Source organism: Corynebacterium imitans (assembly GCF_000739455.1).
Lineage (GTDB): Bacteria > Actinomycetota > Actinomycetes > Mycobacteriales > Mycobacteriaceae > Corynebacterium > Corynebacterium imitans.
Genome location: NZ_CP009211.1, coordinates 1,704,207 through 1,730,561, shown reverse-complemented (window position 1 = coordinate 1,730,561; position 26,355 = coordinate 1,704,207). Strand labels below are relative to the sequence as shown.

The following is a 26,355-nucleotide window of genomic DNA, read 5'->3' as shown; positions in this document are numbered from 1 at the left end:
CACATAGAAGGAGTACACGTGGTGGATTTGGGGTCGCGAGGGCCACGTGAGAAGGCGCGGTCCAAGCGTCAGATCACCAACTCGCGGGTGGGCATCGTGGTGACCGCGGTGATCGTGGTGGCCGTGATACTCATCGGGCGGCTCGCGTGGGTCCAGGTGGTGTGGGGGCCGGAGCTGCGCGAGCAGGCACAGACCCAGCGCACGCGCGTCTACGTCGATCCGGCCCGCCGCGGCCAGGTGGTCGACCGAGAGGGCAACCAGCTCGCCTACACCATGCAGGCGCGCTCGCTGACTGTGTCGCCGAAGATGCTGCGCGGCGAGGTCGCGGACCTGGTGACGAGCCAGATGCGTAACGACGGTGTTTCCGATGGGAGCATCGAAGCGCAGCTCGACGCGCGCGTGGAGGACTACCTGCGCAAGATGGCCAATTCCATCCCCGTGATCATCGGCAATGACTACGTGCTGCCGGAGGCGGGTGAGGACGAGACCCGCATGGAGGTCCTCGACCGGGCCCTTGCCGAGATCGACGCCGACGGCGGCTCCGGTGCGAAGGTCACCGACGCGAAAGACAACGAGGAGCGCAGGATCGGCGCGGTCAGCTCGAAGGACATCTACGAGAAGTTGCACGCGGATACCAACTACGAGGTGCTGGTGCGCAACGTCGACCCGGATGTGGCGATGGGGCTGGCCCGGACGTTCCAGGGCCTGGCGGCGGATCACCAGGACATCCGCAAGTACCCCAACGGTGCGGTCGGGGAGAACATCGTGGGCAAGGTCTCCATGGACGGCCAGGGGCAGTTCGGCTTGGAGGCCTCGAGCGACGCAGTACTCACCGGCATTAACGGCCGCTCCACCGAAGACGTCTCCGGCCTGGGCATGTCTATCCCCGGGACGCTGCGCGACGTGGTGCCCGCCGTCGACGGCTCGGAAGTGGAGCTGACCATCGATTTGGACCTGCAGACCTACGTGCAGCAGACAATTGAGCAGGCGAAGGCGAATTCGCAGGCCAAGGGTGCTGAGGCAGTGGTGCTCGACGCACGCACCGGGGAAGTGCTGGCGATGGCGAATACGGGCACGATTGACCCGAACGGTGACGTCGAGAAGCAGCTCGCGGAAGGCCGCGACTTTGAAAACAACGCCATCTCGCACCCCTTCGAGCCTGGTTCGGTGGCCAAGGTCATCACGGCGGCCGCCTCCATCGAGGAGGGGACGACGAACCCGGAGGAGGTGCACAACGTGCCCGGCTCCATCGACATGGCGGGCGTGACCGTCGCCGATGCCTGGGAGCACGGCGATCTGCCGTACACCACGGCCGGCATCTTCGGTAAGTCCTCGAACGTGGGCACCCTGCAGCTGGCGCAGCGGCTTGGCGAGGAGCGCTTCTGGGACTACCTGCAGCGCTTCGGCCTGGGCAAAACCACCGGCCTTGAGCTGCCGAACGAGTCGGCGGGCATCCTGCCGGTGCTTGAGCAGTGGTCGGGCGGCACCTTCGCCAACCTGCCGATCGGGCAGGGGATGAGCTGGACGGCGCTGCAGATGGCGAGCGTGTTCCAGACGCTGGCTAACGACGGCGAACGCATCGAACCGCGCATCATCTCTCGCATCACCGGCCCGGACGGCGAGGAGCTCGACCAGCAGGAGCCGGCGACGACCCGGGTGGTCAGCCCGGAGACGGCGCGCACGACTGTCGATATGTTCCGCGCGACCTTCCAGGAGGACCCGAACGGGATCCAGAACGGCACCGCGCAGGGCAACAGCATCGAGGGCTACCAGCTGTCCGGCAAGACGGGCACGGCGCAGAAGGTCGACGAGGACACTGGTGCGTACTCGCAGAGCCGGTATTGGATTACGTTTGCGGGTGTGGCGCCTGCGGACGATCCGCGTTTCGTCGTCGCCATCATGCTGGATGAGCCCCAGCGCGGCCCGCTCGAGGGCGGCGGGGGCGGCCAGTCCGCGGCCCCGGTGTTTAAAGAGATCGCGGCGTGGCTGCTCAATCGCGAGAACATTCCGCCGAGCCCGGAAGCGAAACCGTTTGTGCTGCAGGCGCAGTAGCGACAATGAATCACAACGAAGGAGAACCAATGACTTCCCACGAGGCACCCACACTGTTGCAGCTCGCTGAGCTCGCGGGGGCGCGCGTGGTCAACCCGCCGGCCACACCCGCGCCCGTGCGCTCCATCGGCCTCGATTCCGCGGCGCTTGCCCCGGGCGGGCTGTTCGCCGCGCTGCCGGGCACGCGGGTGCACGGCGCTTCCTTCGCTGCTGAAAGCAAGGCGCGGGCAATGCTTACCGACGCCGCCGGCCTGGACATCATCACCGCCACCGGCGACACCCGCCCCGTGCTGGTTGTCGACGACGTGCGCGCCATCCTTGGCGAGGTGTCCGCCGCGGTCTACGGCCACCCCTCGCGCGACATGACGCTGATCGGGGTCACCGGCACCTCGGGCAAGACCACAACCACCTACCTGCTGGAGCGCGGGCTGGCGGCGGCGGGCTGCACCGTGGGGCTGATCGGTACGACCGGCACCCGGATCGCGGGCAAGGATGTGCCGAGCAAGCTGACCACCCCGGAGGCACCCGACCTGCAGCGCCTCTTTGCGCAGATGCGCGACGAGGGGGTGACCCACGTGGTCATGGAGGTCTCCTCGCACGCGCTCATGCTCGGCCGGGTCGGCGGCACGGACTTCGACGTCGCCGGCTTTACCAACCTGAGCCAGGACCACCTGGATTTTCACCCAACGATGGAGGATTACTTCCAGGCCAAGGCCCTGTTCTTCGACCCCGCTTCGCCGCTGGCCGCGCGTTTGAGCGTGATTTGCGTGGACGATGCGTGGGGCGAGCGCATGGCGGCGCTGGCCGGAGACTCGCTTCAGGTCGGCACGCGGGGGCAGGGCGGCGTTGATATCGCAGCGTCGCAGCTGTCGGTGGAGGACTCCGGGGCGCAGGAGATCACACTCGAGCTCGGAGGGGAAAGCTTTACGTTCCGGCTGCCGCTGCCGGGCGAGTTCAACGTGGCCAACGCCGCGCTCGCGGCCGGCCTGGCGCACCGCGTGGGCGTGGACGTGGCTGCCTTCGTACACGGCCTGTCACAGGCTGCGGTGCCGGGGCGCATGGAGCGCATCGACGCCGGGCAGGACTTCGTCGCCGTGGTGGACTACGCCCACAAGCCGGCCGCGATCGCCGCGGTGCTGGCTACGCTGCGCTCGCAGGTTGCCGGGCGCGTCGGCATCGTCGTTGGTGCAGGCGGCGACCGTGACGCTTCCAAGCGCGCCATCATGGGTGCGGAGGCCGCCCGCAGTGCCGATTTCGTGGTGGTGGCGGACGATAACCCGCGCACCGAGGACCCGGCCGCCATCCGCGCCGCCGTGCGCGCCGGTGCCGAGGAAGCGGCCGGTGAGGGAGTAGAGATCCGCGAGGATGCAAGCCGCGCCGGCGCGATCGACCAGCTGGTGGCCTGGGCGAAGCCGGGCGATGCGATCGTCGTGGTGGGCAAGGGCCACGAGGTTGGCCAGATCGTCGGCACGACGACCCACCACTTCGATGATCGCGAAGAGATGCGCCGTGCGCTCGCGGAGCAAGGCTACACAGCAACGAGCGACAAGGAGTAAGGCATGATCCCGCTGACATTGGCCCAGATTGCCGAGATCACCGGCGGCCGGCTCAGCCCGGAGGCCGACCCGGACGCGGTGGTGACCGGCAACGTGGAGTTCGATTCCCGCAAGCTCGCCGCAGGCGGCCTGTTCGTCGCCCTGCGCGGCGCGCGCGTGGACGGCCACGACTTCGCGGCCGCCGCCGTGCGCGACGGGGCGGTCGCGGCGCTGACCGTGCGCGAGGTCGGCGTGCCCGCCGTCATCGTGCCGAAGGTGCCGCGTCGCCCCGGCGATAATTCCGACTTGGCCGCGGGCGACCCGGACGGCTCGACCGCGGGCGTGGTCGCGGGCATGAGCGCGTTGGCCGCGCACGTCGCCCGCGAGCTCGCGGCTCACCACGGGCTGACTATCGCCGGGGTGACGGGCTCGGCGGGCAAGACGTCCACCAAGGATCTGATGGCTACGCTGCTTGCGCGCGCGGGTGAGACGGTCGCCCCACCCGGCTCCTTTAACAACGAGATCGGCCACCCGTATACCGCGCTGCGGTGCACCGAGTCGACGGATTTCCTTGTCGCCGAGATGTCGGCGCGCGGCATCGGGCACATCGCGCACTTGGCGCAGATCGCCCCGCCGCGCATCGGCGTGGTGCTCAACGTCGGCTCCGCCCACCTGGGCGAATTCGGCTCCCGCGCCAACATCGCCCAGGCGAAAGGCGAGCTGGTTGAGGCGCTGCCCGCGGCGAGCGACGGCGGCGTGGCCGTTCTCAATGCCGACGACGACTTGGTCGCCGCGATGGCCGCGCGCACACGAGCCCGTGTAGTCACCTTTTCCACGCGTCCGCGCGGCGGCGACTTCTACGCCACGGATATCTCCTTGGACGCGGTTGCTCGCGCTACGTTTACCATGCACTGCCCGCAAGGCGAACCGCAGCGGGTGTCGCTCGGCGTATTCGGCGCGCACCAGGTGGGCAACGCGCTGGCGGCCGCGGCCGTCGGGATCGAGGCCGGCCTCTCGTGCGCGGAGGTGGCCGAGGCGCTCAGCGCTGCGCGTTCCGTCTCCGTCAACCGCATGGATGTCAATACCCGCGAGGACGGCGTGACCGTGATCAACGACGCGTACAACGCGAATCCGGAGTCCATGCGCGCGGCGATCGCGGCACTGGGCTATACCGCCGCGGCGCGCCCCGGGGTGCGCTCGATCGCCGTGCTCGGGGAGATGGGCGAGCTTGGCGACGACGCCCCGCACGCCCACGCCGCACTCGCCGAAGAACTCGTCCGCTACCGGGTCACGCACTTGGTGGCGGTCGGGCATAACCCGTCGATGGACGCGCTGCTGGCCGGTGCGCACGCGGCCGGCATTCATACCGCCCACGTCGCGGACGCGCAGGAGGCGGCCGAGCACGTGCGCCACCTGTTGGCGTCGGCACCGCACGGCGAGACCGGCTGGGAGGCGCGCGAGGATCGCGACGTCGTCCTGGTCAAGGCATCGAATGCGGGCAAGCTGTGGACGGTGGCGGAGTCGCTGTTGGCGGGGCATCGTCTGCGCGAGGATGCGCGGAATTATCCTCGTACATAGAGGAAATACCTTTGAGAACTTTAAGCAAGGAAGCAGTGTCATGATTCAAGTCATCAGCGCAGGGATTATCAGCTTCCTCGTCGCAATCTTTACCACCCCCGTGCTTATCCGGTACTTCCACCGGCGGGAGATGGGGCAGGAGATTCGCGAGGATGGCCCGCAGTCCCACGCGCGCAAGCGCGGTACGCCCACGATGGGCGGTATTGCCATTTTGGTGGCGATTACGGTGAGCTACATCGCGAGCTCGGTGATCGCGCTGGTGACCGGCCACGAGGCGTTCACGGCCACGGGCCTGATCGTGCTTGGCCTCACCTTGGCGCTCGGGCTGGTTGGCTTTGCCGACGACGGCATCAAGCTCTTCATGAAGCGCAACCTCGGCCTGAACAAGACCGCCAAGCTTGTCGCGCAGCTGGCGATCGCGCTGGCCTTCGGCATCCTGGTGCTGCAGTTCCCGGATGATAACGGGCTGACTCCCGGCTCGACCGCGCTGAGCTTTGTGCGCGATATCGATACCCTCGACATCGCGGTTGGCGGGGGCATTATCGGCACCATTGTCTTCCTCGTCTTCATCTACATCCTGTTGGCCGCGTGGTCGAACGCGGTCAACCTCACCGACGGCCTCGACGGCCTGGCTGCGGGCACCACCGCGCTGGTCATGTCGGCCTACGTCACCATTACGTTCTGGCAGTTCCGCAACTCCTGCTCGCTGGAGGCCACCCCGGGCTGCTACTCGGTGCGCGACCCGCTCGACCTGGCGATCCTGGCCGCCGCCGGCTTCGGTGCCTGCATCGGTTTCTTGTGGTGGAACGCGGCACCGGCGAAGATCTTCATGGGCGACACCGGCTCGCTCGCGCTCGGCGGCCTGGTCGCCGGGCTGTCGGTGACCTCGCGCACCGAGCTGCTCATGGTGGTTGTCGGCGCGCTCTTCGTCATCGAGGCCGCCTCCGTGGTCATCCAGGTTGCCTCCTTCAAGGCCACCGGCAAGCGCGTGTTCCGCATGGCACCTTTCCACCACCACTTTGAAAACGGCGGGTGGGCCGAGACCTCGGTGGTGGTCCGCTTCTGGATCATCGCCGCCATGTCGGTCGCCCTCGGCCTCGCCCTGTTCTACGGCGAGTGGCTCACGCAAAACGGGGTGAGCCTCTAATGGCCACGCACCTTCCGGTCGCCGAACCCGTCCTGGTCACCGGCGCGGGCGTGTCCGGCCTGGGCGCGGCGAAGCTGCTCACACAGCTCGGCGTCGCGCACGCAGTTGCCGACGACAACGCCACCGGCCGTGCGAACCTCCACGAGATGACCGGCTCTCCCACGCTCACTACCGCTGAGGCCGCCGCGCGCCTCGGCGAGTTCGCCAGCGTGGTGACTTCGCCGGGCTGGCGGCCGGACAGCCCGCTGCTCGTAGCTGCAGCCGCGGCCGGGCTCGAGGTCATCGGCGACGTGGAGCTGTGTTTCCGCCTCGACCGCGTCGGCATCTTCGGTGCCCCGCGCGACTGGCTGGTAGTCACCGGAACCAACGGCAAGACCACCACCACCGGCATGCTCGCCGCGATCATGGCGCAGGTAGGCCAAGCCACGGGGAAGCGGGCGCAGGCCTGCGGCAACATCGGGCTGGCGGTCGCGGACGCGCTGGTCGCCGAACCGCGCGTGGACGTACTCGTCGCGGAGCTGTCCAGCTTCCAGCTGTATTGGTCGAGCCAACTTGTGCCCGACGCGGGTGTGCTGCTCAACCTGGCTGATGATCACCTTGATTGGCATGGGTCGTTTGCGGGCTACGCGGCGTCGAAAAGCAAAGTGCTTCGCGCACGATTCGCGGTGGCCGGCATCGACGATGCGCACGTGCGCGAGCTAGCCGCGGCCTATCAAGGCATCATCGGTTTTACCCAGGCGAAACCTCGCGAGGGCGAGGTCGGCGTCGAGGAAGAGCGGATCGTCGCTCGCCTCGGCGGGGAGCGTGTCGACGTCGCCTCCGCCACAGGCATCCAGCCACCCGGTGCGGCGGGCGTACTCGACGCGCTGGCGGCAACGGCTGTCGCACTGACCCAGGGCGCAACGCCTGCGCAGATTCAGGCGGGACTTGCCTCGTACCAGGTGGCGGACCACCGCGGCGCGCTCGTGCATGCCGCACAAGGCGTGAGCTGGGTGGATAACTCGAAGGCGACGAACCCGCACGCGGCGCACTCCGCGCTCGCGGGCAGCGAAGGTGCAGTCGTGTGGATCGCCGGCGGCCAGCTCAAGGGCGCCAGCGTGGACGAACTCGTGCGCGAGCACGCCGGGCAGTTGCGCGCCGTCGCGCTGCTCGGCCAGGACCGGGAGCTCATCCGCGAGGCCTGCGCGCGGCTTGCCCCGCAGCTCCCAGTCTTCGTCACGGACGAGACGGATCCGCAGCACGCGATGCAGCAGGTCTGCGACTACGCGGCCGAGCAGGCACAGCCGGGCGACACGGTCCTGCTGGCCCCGGCGGCGGCGAGCCTGGACATGTACCCGGGCATGGCTGCCCGCGGTGAGGCCTTCCGCGCGGCGGCGCTGCGCGCGTGCCCATCGGATTGACAGGAGACACGGAGGCGGGCCGGGCCTTGTGGCGCGACGCACCGTGTACTCTCAAGTGGTACTTGATACTTTTTGTTCAGCCTTTGGCGAAAGGATGAGGCCATGACGGTCACCCGCGACGGACACCCAGCCGCACGAACGGCACGGCGAAACGACCGTGCGCAGCGGCCAGTGTCCCGGCTGGGGGCGGCCTCGCGCCGGGTGGAGGACTTCCTCGACGCGCGCCCGCTGATCGACTACACGATGATCCGCAGCGTCGTCTTCGTGCTTGCCGGACTCGGGCTGGTGATGGTGCTGTCCTCGTCGATGGCGATGTCGTACTTCGAGGCGGCGTCACCGTGGAAGACCGCCGCCCGCCAGGGACTGATGGTAGTGATGGGCCTGGCGGCCTTCCTCGCGGCGCTGCAGATGCCGCTGCGGTGGTTGCGCAGTATCAACGCGGTGATGCTGCTCGTCTCCTACGTTCTGCTGGTCCTGGTGTTGCCGTTCGGCACGGGCGGGGATGAGGTCGGTTCGCAGTCCTGGCTGGCACTAGGGCCGTTGCGCGTGCAGCCCTCGGAGATCGCGCGTCTGACCTTCGCCATCTGGGGCGCGCAAGAGGTCGCCCGCAAGGGGATCCGCTTCAAGTGGGACAGTGGCGCGGCCTTCTACCTCGTGGGCATCGCGGGCTTCCTCCTGATCGCCGCCCAGAAGGATATGGGTATGGCCCTGTCCTTTGCGCTGATCATGGGCCTGATCATGTTCTTCGCTGGCGTGACGCGCACCGTGCTGTTCAGCTTTGGGCTCATCGGCCTGGTGATGCTGCTGTTCACCTTCCTCAGCGGCAGCTTCCGCTCGGATCGCTTCCACGTCTACTTCGACGCGCTTTTCGGCAAGTTCGACGACACCCGCGGCATCGCTTTCCAGTCCCATCAGGGCTTCCTATCGCTTGCCGACGGCGGCCTCTTCGGCGTCGGACTCGGCCAGTCCCGCGCCAAGTGGTTCTACCTTCCCGAGGCGAAGAATGACTTCATCTTCGCCATCATCGGCGAGGAACTCGGCCTGTGGGGCGGCGCGTTGGTTATCGGCCTGTTCGCTGCGCTCGGCTACTTCGGCCTCCGGGCCGCGCGCCGCGCGGCGACCCAGGAACAGCGCATGATCGCGGCCTCGCTGACCGCCGCGGTGGTGGTGCAGGCGCTGATCAACATCAGCTACGTCGTCGGCCTGCTGCCGGTGACCGGCATCCAGCTGCCCATGATCTCTGCCGGTGGCTCGTCTGCGGTGGTGACCTTCGGCGCGATGGGCGTGCTCGCCTCGATTGCGCGCCACGAGCCCGACGCGGTCTCGGCGATGCAGAACTACGGCCGCCCGCGCTTCGACCGCGTCTTCCGCATCCCGGAGCCGGAGCCGGTCCTGACCACGCAGCCGGAACGCCGGGTGCGCGCAGCCGCCGCACCCCAACCGGAGCGCCGCCCGCACAAGCAGCGCGTCATGCGCGGACGCCGGGTGGTGCACGCCTCTGAACGTGAAGCACGCTTCGGCACCCCGATCACCGCGCGCGGCGAGCGCACTCGGCAGATGGGGCGCACGCCGGGGCATGCGCGGGTGGCGCGCCCGGACCGAACGGCGGGGCGTCGACAAGCAAGCTCCCCCCGCTCGCGCCAGCGGCCGCGCTACGATGAACCGCGCAACCGCCGCGCGGGCTAGAAAGGCATAAAAGATCATGAGTGAGGCACACGAGCAGCTGTCTGTCGTTCTCGCTGGCGGAGGCACCGCCGGGCACATCGAGCCGGCACTTGCCGTCGGGGAGGTGCTGCGCGATACGTACGGCGCGCACGTCGTCGCACTTGGCACCGAGCGCGGGCTAGAGACCACGATCGTCCCGGCCCGCGGCTTCGAGCTTGCGCTGATTGACCCGGTGCCGATTCCGCGAAAGAAGCCGCTGCAGCTGCTGAAAGTTCCGACGCGCTTGCGGCGTGCGGTGCGTCAGGCGAAAGACGCGATGCGCGAAGCGAACGCGGACGTGGTCTTCGGCACCGGCGGCTACGTCGCCGCGCCCGCCTACCTGGCGGCAAAGCAGCTTGGCTTGCCGTTCTTCGTGCTGGAGACCAACGCGCTGGCCGGTATGGCGAACAAGTTGGGCGTGCGCCTTGGCGGCGTGGGTCTTAACGCGGTGCCGAACTCAGGAATGGCCGGCGATGTCGTCGGCATCCCGGTGCGCCCCGGCGTGGGCGTGGACCCGGACGGGGCGAAGGCTGAGCGCGGCTACAAGATGTGGAACCTCGACCCGGCCACAAAGACGGTACTGGTGACCGGCGGCTCGCAGGGCGCGGTGAGCATTAATACCGCGCTCGCCGGCGCGGTCGGGCCGATCACCGCGGCCGGGTTCCAGGTCCTGCACGCATACGGGCGCAAAAACGACGCCCCGGCGCCGCACGACGGCTACACCGCAGTGCCGTATATCGACGATATGGAGGCCGCCTACGCCGTAGCCGACCTCGTGGTGTGCCGTTCGGGCGCGATGACGGTCGCGGAGAATTCCTCGGCAGGCCTGCCCGCCATTTACGTGCCGTTGCCGCACGGCAACGGGGAGCAGGGCTTAAACTCCGCCCACCTCGTGGCCACGGGTGCCGCCGTGCGCATCGACGACGCGCAACTGACCCCCGATACGCTTGCCGCCGAAGTCACCGCCATTTTGGGCGACGAGGCGCGCTACGCAAAGATGCGCGACGCGCTGGCGACCTCGGGCGCAGGCAACGTCGCCGAGGAACTGGCCCGCCGCGTGGTCGCCGCAGCCGCCCACAGCCACCACAAGTAGTTTCACCCCCGCCTTGGAGCAAGGAGCACAATCATGACGCAGACTATTGATCTCTCGCGTGTCCACCTCATCGGCATCGGCGGCTCCGGCATGTCGGGCGTCGCCCACATCCTGCTCGACCGCGGCGCGGTGGTCACCGGCTCGGATGTGAAGGACTCGCGCCCGGTGCGCGCGCTGCGCACGCAGGGCGCCCAGGTCGCTATCGGGCACGCGAAGGAGAACCTCGAGCTCTCCGGCCAGTTGCCCACCGTAGTGGTGACCAGCTTCGCTGCGATCCCGAAGGACAACCCTGAGCTGGTCGCGGCCACCGAGGCCGGCATCCCCGTGATCCGCCGCTCGGACCTGCTCGGCGAGCTCATGGAAGGCTACACGCAGCTGCTGCTCGCGGGCACTCACGGCAAGACGTCGACAACCTCGATGGCTGTTGTCGCCCTGCAGGCGGCAGGCCTGGATCCCTCCTTCGCCATCGGCGGCCAGCTCAACCGCGCGGGCACGAACGCTCATCACGGCGCTGGCAAGGTCTTCGTGGCGGAGGCCGATGAGTCGGACGCCTCGCTGTTGCGCTACAAGCCGAATGTCGCGGTGATCACCAACATCGAGCCGGATCACCTGGACTTCTTCGGCACCCACGAGGCCTACTTCAAGGTCTTCGACGACTTCGCCGACCGCATCCAGCCTGGCGGCCACCTCGTGGTGTGCCTGGACGATGAGTTTGCTGCCCGCTGCGGCGAGCGAGCGATCGAGCGCGGCATAAACGTGCTCGGCTACGGCACCGCAGAGGCCGCCGCGCGTCACCCGGAGATCCCCGCCGGTGCCGTGATCACCGCCGAAGAGGCGGACGGCTCGTACGTCAACACCACTGTCGAGCTGCGCCTGCCCGGCAAAGATCCGCAGGAGGTGCACTACCGTCTCACCGTGCCGGGTCGCCACATGGTGCTCAACTCCGCTGCCGCGACGCTCGCCGGCGCACTCGTGGGCGCTGACCCGGCGAAGCTGGCCGACGGCCTGAGCGACTTCACCGGCGTACGCCGCCGCTTCGAGTTCACCGGCCAGGTCGAATCCGGCCCCTTCACCGGCGTGCGTGTCTACGACGATTACGCGCACCACCCGACCGAGGTCGCCGCCGTGCTCACCGCCGCCCGCGACAAGGTGGTCTCCGAGGGCAACGGTGCCCGCGTCGTGGTGTGCTTCCAGCCGCACCTGTTCTCCCGCACCGAGGCGTTTGCCGAGGAGTTCGCCCGGGCCCTTTCGCTTGCCGACGCCTGCGTCATCCTCGACATCTACGGCGCCCGCGAAACCCCCGTCGAGGGCGTGACTTCGCGCATCATCACTGACCGCATCAACGAGGACACCGTGGTACGCCTCGAGCCGGACTTCTCCGCCGCACCCCGAACGGTCGCCGCGGTGACCAAGCCGGGTGACCTCGTACTCACCATGGGCGCGGGCACGGTGACCCTGCTCGCCCCGGAGATCCTGTCGCAGCTGCGCGAGCAGCCGGAGGCTTAAGATGTCCACGGTTATTGGCAACCCAGACGACGAGACCCCGAAAGATACGCCGGAGCAGGAGCCCGAACCGGACACTGAGCCGGACACCGAAGAAGAGCCCGTCGAGTCAGAGCCGGAGCCGGAATCCGAAGAGCCCGAGGAGCCCGAAGAGCCGGAGCCTGCGCCGGAGCCGGCCCCTGAGCCCGAGCCAGCGGCGGAGCGTCGAGAAGCACCCGAGCCCGAGCCCGACCCGGAGGAGCGCAAGCGCACGCGGCGGCGCACGATCGCCTCGGTCGGCGTGTCGCTGCTGGTGCTGGCGGGCATTGCTGCGGCGATGCCGTTTACGCCGATGATGCCTGTGCACGGCGTGAACGTGGACGGCAACGCTGCGCTGACACCGGAACAGGTCGAGGAGCTGACCGGGATTGTGCCGGAGACGCCGATGGGGCGCGTCGATGTGCGAGCCGCGGCCGAAGGTGTGGCGGCGAACCCGTGGGTCAAATCGGCGACGGTTAAGCGCGACTGGCCGAGCTCCATCCAGGTGGACGTGGAGGAGTACACCGCGGTCGCGTTTGTGGCGCTTGAGGATGGCGCACACCTGATTGATGCCGAGGGCAAGGACTTCCTGGTGGCGGACCCGCCGCCGGGCGCGATGGAGCTCGTCGGTCCTGGGATTGAGGATGAGGAGGGGAAGCGGGCTGCGGTGGAGATCGCGGCGTCGATAAGCGAAAAGGCGCGCGGTCAAGTCGAGGCGCTGGACGCGCGCGGCCCCTACGAGTACGTGCTGCGGCTGCGCGAGGGGCGCACCGTGGTCTGGGGCGCGGCGGAGGACAACGCGAACAAGGCGCTCGCGCTGGAGTCGGTGCTGCAGATGGAGGGCACGGAGTTTAATATTTCGAACCCGGAGTTGGTCACGTCCCGCTAAAAGCCCAGGTCAAAAGTCTAAAGTAGAGGTTGAGGGTAGTGACACGCCGGGGGAGAACACAAAAATTTCGCGCGTGTCATTCATGATGGATGGCGTTACTGACTTAAACCACTTGACTCTCTGAAAGGCGAGACCTCACATCATGACCTCTCCCGCGAACTACCTCGCCATGATCCGCGTCGTCGGTGTCGGCGGCGGTGGCGTAAACGCCGTCAACCGCATGATTGAAGAAGGGTTGAAGGGCGTCGAATTCGTCGCTATCAACACCGACTCCCAGGCGCTGCTGTTTACCGATGCAGACACCAAGCTCGATATCGGCCGCGAGGCCACCCGTGGCCTCGGTGCGGGCGCGAACCCCGAGGTAGGCCGCACCTCTGCTGAGGATCACAAGCAGGAGATTGAGGAATCGCTCAAGGGCTCCGACATGGTCTTCGTCACCGCCGGCGAGGGCGGCGGCACCGGTACTGGTGCGGCCCCGGTCGTCGCGGGCATTGCGAAGAAGATGGGTGCGCTGACCATTGGCGTGGTCACCCGCCCGTTCACCTTCGAGGGCAAGCGCCGCACCCGCCAGGCACTTGAGGGCATTGAGCAGCTTAAGCAGGTCTGCGACACCGTCATCGTCATCCCGAACGACCGCCTGCTGCAGCTGGGCGATGCGGAGCTGTCCATGATGGACGCCTTCCGCGCTGCCGACGAGGTGCTCTACAACGGTGTCCAGGGCATTACCAACCTGATCACCATCCCGGGCGTGATCAACGTCGACTTCGCCGACGTGCGCTCCGTCATGGCCGATGCCGGCTCCGCGCTGATGGGCGTGGGCTCCGCCAGCGGCGAGGGCCGCGTGATGTCGGCGACCGAGCAGGCAATAAATTCGCCGCTGCTCGAGGCCACCATGGAGGGCGCGAAGGGCGTGCTGCTCTCGGTCGCCGGTGGCTCCGATCTGGGCATTATGGAGGTCAACACCGCCGCCTCGATCGTGCAGGAGAAGGCCGACGAGGACGCCAACATCATCTTCGGCACGATTATCGACGACAATCTGGGCGACGAGGTCCGCGTGACCATCATCGCCACCGGCTTCGACGAAGCAGCCAACGTGCGTCCGGACGCCGCGCAGGCCACCGAGCAGGCACAGGTTGAATCCGCGCCGCGCGCCTCGCTTTTCGACGATCGCGCGTCCCAGCCCGCCACCGCTGCACCCGAGCGCGAGCCCGCCCCGCGCGAAGAGCACGCCCCGCGTGAGGAGCGCGCCCCGCGCCACAGCTACGACTCGCAGCGCGGCGGCCTGTTCACCAGCACTGAGCGCTCGAACTTCGGGCGCCAGGAAGAGCGCCGCGACGAGCGTGATGGCGGCGACGACGACTTTGATATCGACGTGCCTGACTTCCTCCGCTAGGCAGACGCGCTAGCCTGAGGGGCATGGAAAATCTTGCTTCGCGCCCCGTCCGCATGGTGTTTACCTCCCGTGCGGGCGGGGCTTCGGCGTCCCCGTACGACTCTTTCAACCTGGCCGAGCACGTCGGCGACGACCCGGAGGCGGTGCGCGCCAACCGCGAGCGCCTGGCCGGGATCCTCGGCCTGCCTGCACAGGACTTCGTGTGGATGGAGCAGCTGCACACCAACACGGTGACCGTCGTTGATGGGCCGCAGGAGGAACCGGTGCCCGCCACCGACGCGCTGGTGACCACCCAGGTTGGTCTCGCCCTGTGTGTGCTGGTGGCCGACTGCACGCCGGTGCTGCTCTCTGACCACGCCGCGGGCGTGATCGGCGCGGTCCACGCGGGCCGGATGGGCGCGCGCAACGGGATCGTCAAGCGCACAGTCGAGAAGATGGTGGAACTCGGCGCGAAGCCGGCGAACATCCAGGCGCTGCTCGGTCCTGCCGCGGCAGGCGAGTCCTACGAAGTGCCGGCAGCGATGGCCGCGGACGTCGAGGCGCACCTTCCCGGCTCGACCACCACCACTGCGAAGGGCACCCCGGGCCTGGACATCCGTGCCGGTATCGTGCGCCAACTCATGTCGGTCGGCGTGACCCACATTGACGCGGATCCGCGCGACACCATTAGTGACGACGCATTTTTCTCACACCGCCGCGAGGGCACCACTGGCCGCCAGGCGGGAGTGATCTGGTTGACGGGAGCAAAGTAAATGACGGAACTGACCACTGCCCAGCTGCAGGAGAACCTCGCGGCCGTGCATGCACGCATCGAAGCCGCTGAGAGCGCCGCAGGGCGCGAGGCGGGCAGCGTGCAGCTGCTGCCGGTGACGAAGTTCCACGACGTCGCCGTGATTCGCGCACTCGCCGAAAACGGGGTGCGCCTGGTGGGGGAGAATCGCGAGCAGGAGGCCCGCGCCAAGGCCGAGGCGCTCACCGCCGACGGCGTCGATTGCGGCATCGTCATGATCGGCCAGATCCAGTCCAAGAAGGCCAACGCCGTGGCCCGCTGGGCTGCTGAGGTGCACTCGCTCGACTCGGTGAAGCTCGCGAACGGCCTCGACCGCGGGATGGCGCTCGCGCTCGAGCGCGGGGACCGGGTCAGCGATCGCCTGCCGTGCCTCATCCAGGTCTCGGCCGACGGCGATACCAGCCGCGGTGGGGTATCGCTTACTGAGCTCGCTGCGCTTGTCGACGCGACCGAGCAGGCCACCCACCTCGTCCTCGACGGCCTCATGGTGGTCCCGCCGCTCGACGCCGACCCCGCGGCCGTCTTCGCCGAAGTCCGTGAGCACACCGACCGCCTCGCCGCGCAGCTGGGCCGCCGCTTGCGATTCTCTGCCGGTATGTCCGGCGATTTCGAGCTGGCAATTGCACACGGCTCCGATGTGGTGCGTGTCGGAACCGCGGTGTGCGGACCGCGCCCCGTAGGCTAGGCGCGAACCCGTAAATTACATGCTCTGTATTCTCCTGCTCCCGGTATTCACGCACCGAGAGCAGGGGAAATGGCAGTACTTGCGGTTGACCTCTACGGCAGCATAACCAGCACTTGTACACCCCTGTTTAAAGGAGCACGACTCATGTCCATCTTTGAAAGCGCGCGCGAATTCCTCGGCTTCGGCCCCTACGAGAACGACGCGTACTACGACGACGAGTACGACAACGACGTGGACGAGCGTGCCACCCGCGGCGAGCACAACCGCGCCCGCCACGACGCCCGCGGCGAGCGTTACTCCTCGGCGCGCGCCGCCGACTACGCACAGGCACCGGCAGCCCGCCCGAACCCGAGCGTGGTCGTGCCGCTTTTGCACTCCTACCGCGACGCGAAGCAGGTAGGCGAGCCCTTCCGCAACGGCGACATCGTCATCATGGACCTGACCAACATGAAGAAGCTGGACGCGAAGGCCTACATCGACTTCGCGTCCGGCATGTGCATGGCGCTGTTCGGCCAGATGCACAACCTGTCTCGTGGTCTGGACGTTGACCGCCGCGTGTTCGCCATCGTGCCGCAGGGTGCCGACGTGACGGTGCGCGAGCTGCAGCGCGAAGCGCACCTGATCTAACAGGTAGGTTAGGGTAGCTGCGTGGCACTTTTTGGAGCAATACTCTACGCACTCGTGGGACTCTATTCCCTCGTACTGATCATTCGCCTGATCATCGAGATGATCGAGTCCTTCTCCCGGCGATTCACCCCGCCGCACTGGTTTATGGTGGCCGGCGAATTCTGCTTCCGGCTCACGGACCCGCCGGTCAAAGCGGTGCGTCGCTTGATCCCGCCGCTGCGCGCGGGCAACGGCATTGGCATTGACATCAGTGTGATCGTGCTCTTTATCGCGCTGATGATTATTCAGATGATTATCGCGAAAACGATGTTGTCGTAGGCGTCGAAAAGCGAAATTGAGCCCCTCAATGGCGAGGGGCTTTATTCATATCTTTTTGGGGGTTTTGGTGGTGCGTTCGCCCCTGCGAAGTGCCCGGGTGTGTATAAATAGATTTGGCCGGACATGGCGAGCTTCGCCGTATCGGCTAGAATCGTCCAGTAAAAGCGTTACAAATTATTAGAAACACGGATTACTTTCCCGTAACGTGGAGAGCAATCCTGTGCCCGAGGTTCGGGTACGTCACTGACTTCGAAGGGAACGCCCATGCCGCTGACTCCAGCAGACGTGCACAATGTCGCATTCAGTAAGCCGCCGATTGGCAAGCGTGGCTACAACGAGGATGAGGTTGACCAGTTCCTGGACCTCGTCGAGGATACGTTGGCGCAACTGCAGGACGAGAACGATGATCTCCGCGCCCGCGTAGACGAGCTCTCTTCCGGTGCCGGCGCTCCGGCAGCAGCGGCACCGGCTGCTTCCTCCGGCGCTGATGAGGCGGCCGTGCGCAAGCAGGTCGAGCAGGAGCTGCGCGCTGAGTACGAGCAGAAGCTGCGTGAGGCGAAGCAGTCCGTGGACAAGGCTGAGGCCGAGGCGCGCACCGCCAAGAGCGAGGCAGAGAAGGCCCGCAAGCAGGCTGAGGCCGCTTCCCAGGACGCAGACAAGCGCGTCGCAGAGGCGCAGAAGGCTGCGGAGCAGTCGCAGGGCTCCACCGTTGCTGCAAACGCTGCCGCCGCCCCGGCCGCAGAAGCCGCATCCGCCGACACCCACGTGCAGGCAGCTAAGGTGCTTGGCCTGGCACAAGAGATGGCGGACCGCTTGACCAACGACGCACAGGCGGAGGCCCGCTCCATGCTGGATGAGGCCCGTGGCGCTGCGGAGCGCCAGCTGTCTGACGCAGACAGCAAGGCGAAGAAGCAGCTGGCAGACGCCGAGACCCGCTCCCGCACCCAGCTGGAAGAGGCGAAGAAGAAGGCGACGGAGACCACGAGCTCCGCGGAGGCTCGCGCACAGCAGTTGGTGTCGGAGGCGCAGCGTAAGGCCGAGGAGACCACCAACGAGGCCAACTCCCGCGCCGAGGCGCAGATCCGCCAGGCTGAGGAGCAGGCGCAGAAGCTGCAGTCCGACGCGGAGCGCAAGCACACCGAGATCATGAACACGGTGAAGCAGCAGCAGACCGCGCTGGAGAACCGTATTGCGGAGCTGCGTACCTTCGAGCGCGAGTACCGTACTCGCCTGAAGACGCTGCTGCAGTCCCAGCTGGAGGAGCTGGAGACCCGCGGCACCTCCGCCCCGAGCGGCGACGCTGGCAACAAGTAACACCGCACGGCTTTCACGCCCCGCCACTACCTGCGTTTTGCGCGCAGGCGGTGGCGGGGCGTTGTTGTGTTGCGGCTGTGGGTTATACTGGCGGGGCACTTTGAAAAGCGCACGCGTTGATCCGGCCATCACCGGGGAGCGTTTCCGGAAGAACCCCGCGGGCCTGTACAGCGCGCGGCAAGTAGAACCGGACGTTTCAGCCTAAAGGGGAAGACGTTACTTCCTTCACCACAAATGAAGCGGGAGCAGGCAGAAGGCCAGCTCCAAGCAGGGTGGTACCGCGCGGGTGAACCTGCGTCCCTGCACGAGCAGTGTGTGGAGGATGCATATGAGTGAGGTTGGTGGCGTCTACCCCAAGGTAGACATGACCGGCGGTAGCCACCGTTTCCCGGATATGGAACGCGTCGTGCTGGACTATTGGAGCGAAGATGACACGTTCCAGGCTTCGCTGGACAACCGCAAGGACGCGGAAGAGTACGTGTTCAACGACGGCCCGCCTTTTGCCAACGGCCTGCCGCACTACGGGCACCTGCTGACCGGCTACGTCAAGGACATTGTGCCGCGCTACCGCACGCAGGCCGGCTACTACGTGCCGCGCGTGTTCGGCTGGGACTGCCACGGGCTGCCCGCCGAGCTGGAGGCAGAGAAGCAGCTTGGCATCAAGGACAAGGCAGAGATCGAGGACATGGGCCTCGAGCGCTTCAACGAGTACTGCGCCAAGTCCGTCATGCACTACGCCGACGAGTGGGAGGACTACGTCACCCGCCAGGCTCGCTGGGTGGATTTTGAAAACGGCTACAAGACGATGGACCCGGAGTACATGGAGTCCGTCATGTGGGCGTTCAAAGAGCTCTACGACAAGGGCCTGATCTACCAGGGCTTCCGCGTGCTGCCGTACTCGTGGGCGGAGCACACCCCGCTGTCGAACCAGGAGACCCGCCTGGACGATTCCTACCGCGAGCGCCAGGACCCCACCGTGACGGTGACCCTGCCGTTTACCGGCGGGCGCGAGGGCTTCGCTGCAGCGAAGACGTGGGAGGCACACCCCGAGCTTCACGACGCCGCCGCGATCGCCTGGACCACCACCCCCTGGACCCTGCCGTCCAACCTCGCGCTGGCGGTCCACCCGGAGGTGGAGTACTCGCTGGTCCGCGTCGCCGAGGACGGCGTCGAGGGCTTTGCGGGCACAAAGCTGCTTTTGGCCACCGACCTGATGGGTGCCTACGCCAAGGAGCTGGGCACCGAACCGGAGGTTGTTGCCACCTTTGACGGCGCGCAGCTGGAGGGCCTTGAGTACCAGCCGGTCTTCGAGCACTTCAAGGACACGAAGAACGCGTTTATGATCCTGCTGGCGGACTACGTCACCACCGAGGACGGTACTGGTGTCGTCCACCAGGCACCCGCCTTTGGTGAGGACGATATGCTCACCACCGAAAAGTACGACATCGACTTGGTCATCCCGGTCGATGCGGATGGCAAGTTCACCAGCCAGGTGCCCGAGTACGCCGGCAAGCTGGTTTTCGACGCCAACCGCGACATCATCCGCGACCTCAAGGCCGCCGGCCGCGTGGTGCGCGACCAGACGATCGTGCACTCCTACCCGCACTCCTGGCGCTCCGGCGAGCCGCTGATCTACATGGCGCTGCCGGCCTGGTTTGTCAAGGTCACCGACTTCCGCGACCGCATGGTGGAGCTGAACCAGCAGATCGACTGGATCCCCTCGCACATCCGCGACGGCCAGTTCGGCAAGTGGCTCGAGGGTGCCCGCGACTGGAACATCTCGCGTACCCGCTACTGGGGCTCCCCGGTACCCGCCTGGGTCTCCGATAACCCTGAGTACCCGCGCGTTGACGTCTACGGCTCGCTGGACGAATTGGAGCGCGACTTCGGCCGCCGCCCGGAGTCGCTGCACCGCCCGCACATCGACGAGCTGGTGCGCCCCAACCCGGACGACCCGACGGGCAAATCTATGATGCGCCGCGTGCCGGACGTGTTGGACTGCTGGTTCGAGTCCGGCTCGATGCCGTTCGCGCAGTACCACTATCCGTTTGAGAACGTCGAAGAGCACGACGCCCGCCAGCCCGCGGACTTCATCGTGGAGTACTCCGGGCAGGCCCGCGGCTGGTTCTACGTGCAGCACGTGCTGGCCACCGCCCTGTTTGACCGCCCGGCGTTTAAGAAGGTCGTCGCCCACGGCATCGTGTTGGGCAATGACGGTCTGAAGATGTCCAAGTCCAAGGGCAACTACCCGGACGTCAACGAGGTCTTCGACCGCGACGGCTCGGACGCGATGCGCTGGTTCCTCATGTCTAGCCCGATCCTGCGCGGCGGCAACCTGATCGTCACCGAGCAGGGCATCCGCGATGGCGTGCGCCAGGCGCTGCTGCCGATCTGGAACGCGTATACCTTCCTGCAGCTCTACAGCTCGCACGAGGCGACCTGGTCGGTGGATTCCACCGACGTGCTGGACCGCTACATCCTGGCGAAGACGCACGATCTGGTCGCGGCTGTCGACGCCGCGCTGGCGGACACTCGCATCGCGGATGCCTGCGACGAGGTTCGCCGCTTCGCCGACACCTTGACCAACTGGTACGTGCGCCGTTCCCGCGACCGCTTCTGGGAGGGGCAGGAGGCGCACCCGGAGGCCTTTAACACCCTGTACACGGTGCTGGAGATCCTCACTCGCGTCACCGCGCCGCTGCTGCCGTACATCTCCGAGGTGATCTGGCGTGGCCTGACCGGCGAGCGTTCCGTCCACCTGACGGACTACCCCAAGGCGGATGAGATCCCGGCGGACGCGCAGCTGGTCGCCACCATGGACGCCACCCGCGCGGTGTGCTCGGCGGCTTCCTCGGTGCGCAAGGCTCGCAAGCTGCGTAACCGCCTGCCGCTGCCGAAGCTGACGGTCGCGCTGCCGAACGCGGGCGACCTGTCGGACTTCTCCGCTGTCATCCGCGACGAGGTCAACGTCAAGGAAGTTGAGTTGACCGAGGATGTCGACTCGGCCGGGTCCTTCGAGGTGGTCGTCAACGCGAAGGTCGCAGGCCCCAAGCTGGGCCGCGACGTGCAGCGCGCCATCAAGAACGTCAAGGCCGGTAACTACGAACGCCGCGGCGATGACGTGGTGGTCGACGGCGACATCGTGCTCACCCCGGAGCTCTACACCGAGCGTTTGGTTGCGGAGGACCCGGACAGCACCGCGCGCGTCGACGCTGACGGCGGCGTCGTTGGCCTGGTCGTCCTAGACACCGAGGTCACCGAGGAGCTCGAAGCCGAGGGCTGGGCTGCCGACGTCATCCGCGGCCTGCAGGACGCCCGTAAGCGCGAGGGCTTCGAGGTCTCCGACCGCATCTCGGTCACCCTCGCGGTGCCGGCCGAGAAGGAGGAGTGGGCGAAGCGCCACGCCGAGCACATCGCGGCCGAGACCCTGGCGACCTCCTTCGACGTGGTCACCGAGCCGGTCGAGGGCCACGACGTCATCGACGGCGTGACCGCGAAGGTGAGCAAGAACTAGTCGGCTACACCGGGTTGGTACCTTGAGCACATGACACGCTGGGTGCTGCACATCGACATGGACGCCTTCTACGCGTCCTGCGAGCAGCTCACCCGCCCCACGCTCAAGGGCCGCCCGGTGCTGGTCGCCGGGGTCAGCGGGCGCGGGGTGGTCGCCGGCGCAAGCTACGAGGCCCGCAAGTTCGGGGTGCGCTCCGCCATGCCCACGCACCGCGCCGCGCGCCTGGTGGGTCCGCAGGCGGTGCTCGTTGCCCCGCGCCGCGCCGTGTACAAGGCGGCGTCGCACCGCGTGTTCGAGGTCATCGCCCGTCACGTGGATGTGGTGGAGCAGCTATCTATCGATGAGGCGTTCATGGAGCCCGCCGCGCTTGTCGACGCCACGCCAGACCTCGTCCGCGAATGGGCCAACGAGCTGCGCGCGGAGATCAAAGCGGAGACCGGGCTGCCGAGCTCAATTGGTGCGGGCAGCGGCAAGCAGTACGCCAAGATCGGCTCCGGCCTGGCGAAACCCGACGGTGTGTTTGTCATCCCGCACGCGGAGCAGCTCGACATCCTGCACCCCCTACCCGTCAACGAGCTGTGGGGTGTGGGCCCGGTGACCGAGGCGAAGCTCGCCGCAGCCGGGATCACCACGATTGGGGACTTCGCCGCGCTCAGCGAGAAGGAAGTTGACATCTCGCTTGGGGGAGTCGTGGGCAGGCAGCTGTGGGAACTGGCCCGCGGTATCGATGAACGGCCCGTCGCCCCGCGCGCGGAGGCCAAGCAGATATCCTCCGAGCACACGTATCCGCAAGACCTCACCACCGAGCCGGAGGTAGACGCCGCGTTGAAGCGGGCGGCCGCCGACTCGCACCGGCGGCTGACCCGTGCCGGGCGCGGCGCGCGCACGGTGACGGTGAAGCTCCGCATGGCGGATTTTCGCATTGAGTCGCGCTCGGCGACCTTGCCTTACGCCACCGACGATGCCGACACGCTACTCGCCACCGCCTTCAAGCTGGTGCGCTACCCGGACGAGGTCGGCCCCGTCCGGCTCGTGGGCGTGTCTTACTCCGGGCTGGAAGACAGCCTGCAGGATGTGCTGTTCCCGGAGCTCGACCAGGCGATCGTCAAGCCGGTGCCTGCGAACACGGACTACGAGACAGGCGTGAGCGACCACGACGCAGACACCGAGATCGAGGTCGCGACCGAGCAGGGGCCGGTTAAAGGCAAGTGGCAGGCCACCCAGGATGTCTACCACCCGGAGTTCGGCCACGGCTGGGTCCAGGGCGCGGGCAAGGGTTGGGTGACGGTGCGTTTTGAAACGCGCGCGACCGGGCCCGGCCGGATCAAGAGCCTGCGCGAGGATGACCCGGATCTCGTACCCGCGGATCCGCTCGACTCGCTGGATTGGGGCGACTGGCTCGACGGGCGCGGAGACTAGGAACCCAAAAGTCGCGCCGGGTCTGCACCAGAGGCGAGCGCAGTAGCCAGTGCCATGCGTGCCTGCCCCGGGCGTAGGAAACCCGCGGAGCGCGCGCCGAGGTCTGCCAGCGTGGCCCCGCCTCCGGCGCCGCCGTAGGCCAGCGAGACTGCGCCGTGCGCGACAGAGGTCGACATGACTACCTCGATGCCGAGCTCGAGCGCGCGGGCGAGCGCCTGTCCCATCGCTGTGGAGACGTTGCCGGAGCCAAGGCCCGCCACCACGATGCCGTCGGGGTGCTGCGCAACCAGCGCGTCGGCAAGTTCCGCGTCTGCGCCGGGCCAGGCGGCAAGGACGGGGATGCGCAAGTCCCGCAGGGGCGCGACGTCAACAGCAGCGGGGCGGGGCAGCGGGTGCGGGGCGGTCAGCGCGAAGGCGCGGAGTTCCTCTGTGTCGGCCTTGTACAGGCCGCGGGCAGGCAGGGTGTCGCCGCCGAAGTGTACAAGTACGCCGCGGTCGCGCTGCTGCGGGGAAGCGGCCACCTCGATCGCGCCGCGCAGGTTGGCTGGCCCGTCGGGGGCGGCGGCGTCGGCGGGGCGCTGTGCGCCGGTAAGCACGACGGGGCGGGGGTCGTCGTGGACGAGGTCTAGGGCGAGCGCGGTATCGGCCATGGAGTCGGTGCCGTGGGTGATCACGATGCCGGTGACGGAGGCGTCAGCAAACGAGGTGCGCACGAGCCCGCGAAGCATGTCGACGTCGGCGAGCGACATGGCGGAAGAATCGAGACTGACTGCATCGTGCGTGCGCACGGGCGTGCTCACCTCTGCGCGGGCGACAAGTGCAGTGCAGTCGAGCGTCGGTACACGGGCGCCGCTTGCGTCAGCGGTGGAGGCGATCGTGCCGCCGGTGGCGATCACGAGGACACAAGGTTTGTTGGGATCCATAGCAACTAGCGTGCCAGATGGTGTAGTTGGTGTGGGGCTACTCGGGCGGTACGCTTGGGTGCAAGAAGAGCCCATACCAGAAGGTATGGCGCATGAGCTGCTGCAAGGAGAACCAGTGAACGCACACAAACTCGTCGCCGCCGTTGCCGCCGTAGGCCTGAGCCTGGGGTTGGCCGCCTGCTCCAACGATGATGCCGCCAACAACGATCCTGCCAGCTCGAGCGAGCAGACTTCGGCGCAGCAGGCCGCACCGGTCGCGGAGCTGCCCACCGCAGACGAGCTCAACGCGGTGCTCGCGCGCGCCACCGATTCCAACCTGCCGATCGGGGAGCGCACTAACACGGTGCAGGGCGGGGAGACAGTGCCCGAGCTTTTCGACGTCATGGCGCAGTCCCAGCAGGAGTCCGGCGCGAACTTCCAGGTCGTGGACCCGATTCTGCCCGGCTATGGGCCGAACACCGTGCTGGCTACGGTGAACTTCACCCAGCCGGAGCAGCAGTCCTCCCAACAGGCGGAGGACGTGGAATTCGTCTTCGAGGACGGCCAGTGGAAGCTGTCTCAGGAGTGGGCTTGCACCCTGGTCAGCAACACTCTGCCGCCGGAGCAGCTGCCACAGATGTGTAAGGCACCGGCTCCGGCAGGCGAAGAAGCGCCGGCGGAAGCGCCGGCGGAAGCGCCTGCGGAGGCACCGGCCCCGGAGGGCGAGTACCAGGAGGCCCCGGCGCTGTAAAAACCAAGCGCTAGTCCGTCTCGTCGCGCCAGACCTCCCCGGTCCACATCGTGGACAGGGTGAGGATCCTGGCGCGTCCGTCTTTCTGGCGGATGCGCTCGCGCCACTGGCGGCGCACCCACCTGTCGTGGCTGGTGATCACGACGGTGCCTGCGAAGTCGAGCAGCGCGTGCTCGAGTTCTTCGGCGAGTGCGAGTGAGAGGTGGTTGGTGGGCTCGTCGAGAAGCAAAAGGTCCGGCGGCGAGGACAGGATGATGCCGAGTGAGACGCGGCGGCGCTGGCCGAGCGAGAGGTCCTCGAGTTTCTTCTCCGACTGCGCCTGCGTCATCAACCCCATCTCCACGAGGGTGGGGCCGGTCTCGCCGGTGCGCGCCGCGAAGGCCTCCGCTGCGGTGACGCTGAGGTCTTGCCAGTTGTCGTCCTGCTCTAAGCGGGCGACCGTGTATTCCTCGGGGATGAGGCATTCGCCTTCGAAGTCGGTGAGTGTGCCGTCGAGGATCTTTAACAGGGTGGACTTGCCAGACCCGTTCGGGCCCTCGATGAGCAGCTGCTCGCCCGGCTGCACCTTCAGGTCGAGCGGGGCGAGCCGCTCCGGTACCGCTAGGCCTTTGGTCACGATTGCGGGCACGCCAATTGAGGTGGCCGTGTGCTCTGGCACACCCCGAAACGCCAGGCGCGCGGGCGGGGCCGGGATGGCTTCGCGCTCGAGTGCCTCGAGGCGCAGCCGAGCGGAGCGGCGTCGGTTGCCCACCGTTTTCGCCGCCTTATCGGAGTAGAATTTCGCAGCCTTGCGCGTCTCGGTCTTGTTCTCGTGGGAGTGGAAGATGTCCTCTTCGTCCTGCTCGGCGGCCTTTTCCAGGCGGGCGCGCTCGTGCTCCTGGGCGGCGTAGTCGCTCTCCCAGCGGCGGCGGCGATCCTCGCGGGCTGCCAGGTAGTCGGAGAACGCGCCGGAAAAGCGCGCGCCCTGGCGGGTTTCCTCGCCGAAGCCGCCCTCGGCACCCAGGCCGAGATCGAGGTCCACGATGCCGTCGCAGACTGTGTCCAAGAAGTAGCGGTTGTGCGAGGCCACCAGTACCGGACCCTTGAATGCCTCGAGCTCGCCGACGAGGAAGTCGACTGCCTCGTCGTCGAGGTGGTTGGTGGGCTCGTCGAGTACCATCGCGTCGACGGGGCGCAGCAGGAGGGTGGCCAGGGCGAAGCGGCGGCGCTGCCCGCCGCTCATCTCGCCTAGCGGGGTGGACAGGGGCACGTTGGCCAGGCCCAGGCCGGCGAGCACGGTGGCGATGCGCGCATCGAGCTCCCACACGCCGGACTGCTCCGCGCGGGCGAGTGCGAGGTCGAAGTCGGCGGCGAGGGCGGCGTTGTCCGCGCCTTCCGCGGTGGACATCGCCTCACCGAGGCGGGTGATGTCGGCTTCGACGTTGCGGAGTTCGGCCACGGCGGCGTCGATAAGCATGCTGGCGGGCTCGGTGAAAGGCAGGGAGGTCTCCTGCGCGATGAAGCCGGTGACCGGCGGGGTGATCAGCTCGCCGGTGTCGGGGACAAGCTCGCGGGAGATGACGGACAGCAGGGTGGATTTGCCCGCGCCGTTCTCGCCGATGAGCCCCGTGACCGAGCCGGAGGGGACGGCAAACGAGATGTCGGTGAGCACGCGCTTGCCGCCCGGGTAGGAAAATGAGATGCCGTCAAGGCCGATGTGCAGCGGTGCAACCATGGGAAACCT

At 67.4% G+C, this 26,355-nt stretch carries 20 protein-coding genes; 18 read left to right on the top strand and 2 right to left on the bottom strand.

All coding sequences use genetic code 11. The features are described from left to right. Positions 1 to 21 precede the first annotated feature (21 nt). The 17 genes from CIMIT_RS08050 (at position 22) to CIMIT_RS07970 (ending at position 22,979) form a co-directional block, all read left to right on the top strand. The gene (locus CIMIT_RS08050; protein ID WP_407919545.1) at positions 22 to 2,052 is read left to right on the top strand and encodes a peptidoglycan D,D-transpeptidase FtsI family protein; all 2,031 of its coding nucleotides are present in this window, start codon (positions 22 to 24) and stop codon (positions 2,050 to 2,052) included. 29 nt (positions 2,053 to 2,081) lie between these two features. Then, the gene (locus CIMIT_RS08045) at positions 2,082 to 3,608 is read left to right on the top strand and encodes a UDP-N-acetylmuramoyl-L-alanyl-D-glutamate--2,6-diaminopimelate ligase (RefSeq protein ID WP_038591491.1); all 1,527 of its coding nucleotides are present in this window, start codon (positions 2,082 to 2,084) and stop codon (positions 3,606 to 3,608) included. Between the two features lie 3 nt (positions 3,609 to 3,611). Beyond that, positions 3,612 to 5,165 carry a UDP-N-acetylmuramoyl-tripeptide--D-alanyl-D-alanine ligase gene (locus CIMIT_RS08040; protein ID WP_038591488.1) on the top strand — a complete coding sequence of 518 codons (1,554 nt, stop codon included), beginning with the start codon at positions 3,612 to 3,614 and terminating at the stop codon, positions 5,163 to 5,165. Between the two features lie 40 nt (positions 5,166 to 5,205). Next, positions 5,206 to 6,312, top strand: coding sequence for a phospho-N-acetylmuramoyl-pentapeptide-transferase (mraY, locus tag CIMIT_RS08035; protein ID WP_038591486.1), 1,107 nt, complete (start codon positions 5,206 to 5,208; stop codon positions 6,310 to 6,312). Continuing rightward, positions 6,312 to 7,712, top strand: coding sequence for a UDP-N-acetylmuramoyl-L-alanine--D-glutamate ligase (gene murD / locus CIMIT_RS08030; protein WP_038591483.1), 1,401 nt, complete (start codon positions 6,312 to 6,314; stop codon positions 7,710 to 7,712). The genes mraY and murD overlap by 1 nt, the downstream gene beginning before the upstream one ends. 102 nt (positions 7,713 to 7,814) lie before the next feature. Further along, entirely contained in the window at positions 7,815 to 9,398 is a 1,584-nt protein-coding gene (locus CIMIT_RS08025) for an FtsW/RodA/SpoVE family cell cycle protein (RefSeq protein ID WP_051904892.1), read from the top strand. A 16-nt stretch (positions 9,399 to 9,414) separates the two neighbouring features. After that, positions 9,415 to 10,509, top strand: coding sequence for a UDP-N-acetylglucosamine--N-acetylmuramyl-(pentapeptide) pyrophosphoryl-undecaprenol N-acetylglucosamine transferase (locus CIMIT_RS08020; protein ID WP_038591480.1), 1,095 nt, complete (start codon positions 9,415 to 9,417; stop codon positions 10,507 to 10,509). Positions 10,510 to 10,542: 33 nt separating this feature from the next. Further along, on the top strand, positions 10,543 to 12,015 hold the full coding sequence (gene murC / locus CIMIT_RS08015; RefSeq protein WP_038591477.1) for a UDP-N-acetylmuramate--L-alanine ligase: 1,473 nt from the start codon (positions 10,543 to 10,545) through the stop codon (positions 12,013 to 12,015). Position 12,016: 1 nt separating this feature from the next. Beyond that, a complete protein-coding gene (locus tag CIMIT_RS08010) occupies positions 12,017 to 12,919 on the top strand; it encodes a cell division protein FtsQ/DivIB (protein ID WP_231910281.1) in 903 nt (300 codons plus the stop codon). A 142-nt stretch (positions 12,920 to 13,061) separates the two neighbouring features. After that, on the top strand, positions 13,062 to 14,312 hold the full coding sequence (ftsZ, locus tag CIMIT_RS08005) for a cell division protein FtsZ (protein WP_038591474.1): 1,251 nt from the start codon (positions 13,062 to 13,064) through the stop codon (positions 14,310 to 14,312). Between the two features lie 23 nt (positions 14,313 to 14,335). Further along, on the top strand, positions 14,336 to 15,064 hold the full coding sequence (pgeF, locus tag CIMIT_RS08000; RefSeq protein ID WP_038591471.1) for a peptidoglycan editing factor PgeF: 729 nt from the start codon (positions 14,336 to 14,338) through the stop codon (positions 15,062 to 15,064). Beyond that, positions 15,065 to 15,787 carry a YggS family pyridoxal phosphate-dependent enzyme gene (locus tag CIMIT_RS07995; RefSeq protein ID WP_038591468.1) on the top strand — a complete coding sequence of 241 codons (723 nt, stop codon included), beginning with the start codon at positions 15,065 to 15,067 and terminating at the stop codon, positions 15,785 to 15,787. Positions 15,788 to 15,931: 144 nt separating this feature from the next. Further along, positions 15,932 to 16,414, top strand: a complete 483-nt coding sequence (sepF, locus tag CIMIT_RS07990; RefSeq protein WP_038591464.1) for a cell division protein SepF — start codon at positions 15,932 to 15,934, stop codon at positions 16,412 to 16,414. Positions 16,415 to 16,468: 54 nt separating this feature from the next. Then, positions 16,469 to 16,732 (top strand): YggT family protein, encoded by a 264-nt coding sequence (locus CIMIT_RS07985; protein WP_284838689.1) that lies wholly within the window; start codon positions 16,469 to 16,471, stop codon positions 16,730 to 16,732. Positions 16,733 to 16,996: 264 nt separating this feature from the next. Beyond that, a complete protein-coding gene (locus CIMIT_RS07980; protein WP_038591458.1) occupies positions 16,997 to 18,046 on the top strand; it encodes a DivIVA domain-containing protein in 1,050 nt (349 codons plus the stop codon). A gap of 328 nt (positions 18,047 to 18,374) precedes the next feature. Further along, on the top strand, positions 18,375 to 21,560 hold the full coding sequence (gene ileS / locus CIMIT_RS07975) for an isoleucine--tRNA ligase (protein WP_038591455.1): 3,186 nt from the start codon (positions 18,375 to 18,377) through the stop codon (positions 21,558 to 21,560). Between the two features lie 30 nt (positions 21,561 to 21,590). Then, the gene (locus CIMIT_RS07970) at positions 21,591 to 22,979 is read left to right on the top strand and encodes a DNA polymerase IV (protein WP_038591452.1); all 1,389 of its coding nucleotides are present in this window, start codon (positions 21,591 to 21,593) and stop codon (positions 22,977 to 22,979) included. Here the strand turns inward: CIMIT_RS07970 and CIMIT_RS07965 are convergent. Continuing rightward, entirely contained in the window at positions 22,976 to 23,902 is a 927-nt protein-coding gene (locus CIMIT_RS07965) for an asparaginase (RefSeq protein WP_038591450.1), read from the bottom strand. The two genes, CIMIT_RS07970 and CIMIT_RS07965, sit on opposite strands and share 4 nt — an antisense overlap. Before the next feature lie 115 nt (positions 23,903 to 24,017). Here CIMIT_RS07965 and CIMIT_RS07960 point away from each other — a divergent pair, with 115 nt between their 5' ends. Beyond that, the gene (locus tag CIMIT_RS07960) at positions 24,018 to 24,632 is read left to right on the top strand and encodes a WKL family lipoprotein (protein ID WP_038591436.1); all 615 of its coding nucleotides are present in this window, start codon (positions 24,018 to 24,020) and stop codon (positions 24,630 to 24,632) included. A gap of 10 nt (positions 24,633 to 24,642) precedes the next feature. On the opposite strand, the gene CIMIT_RS07955 is transcribed toward CIMIT_RS07960, so the two are convergent. Continuing rightward, positions 24,643 to 26,346: an ABC-F family ATP-binding cassette domain-containing protein gene (locus CIMIT_RS07955; RefSeq protein WP_038591433.1), complete on the bottom strand. Its 1,704-nt coding sequence runs from the start codon at positions 26,344 to 26,346 to the stop codon at positions 24,643 to 24,645. Positions 26,347 to 26,355 lie beyond the last annotated feature (9 nt).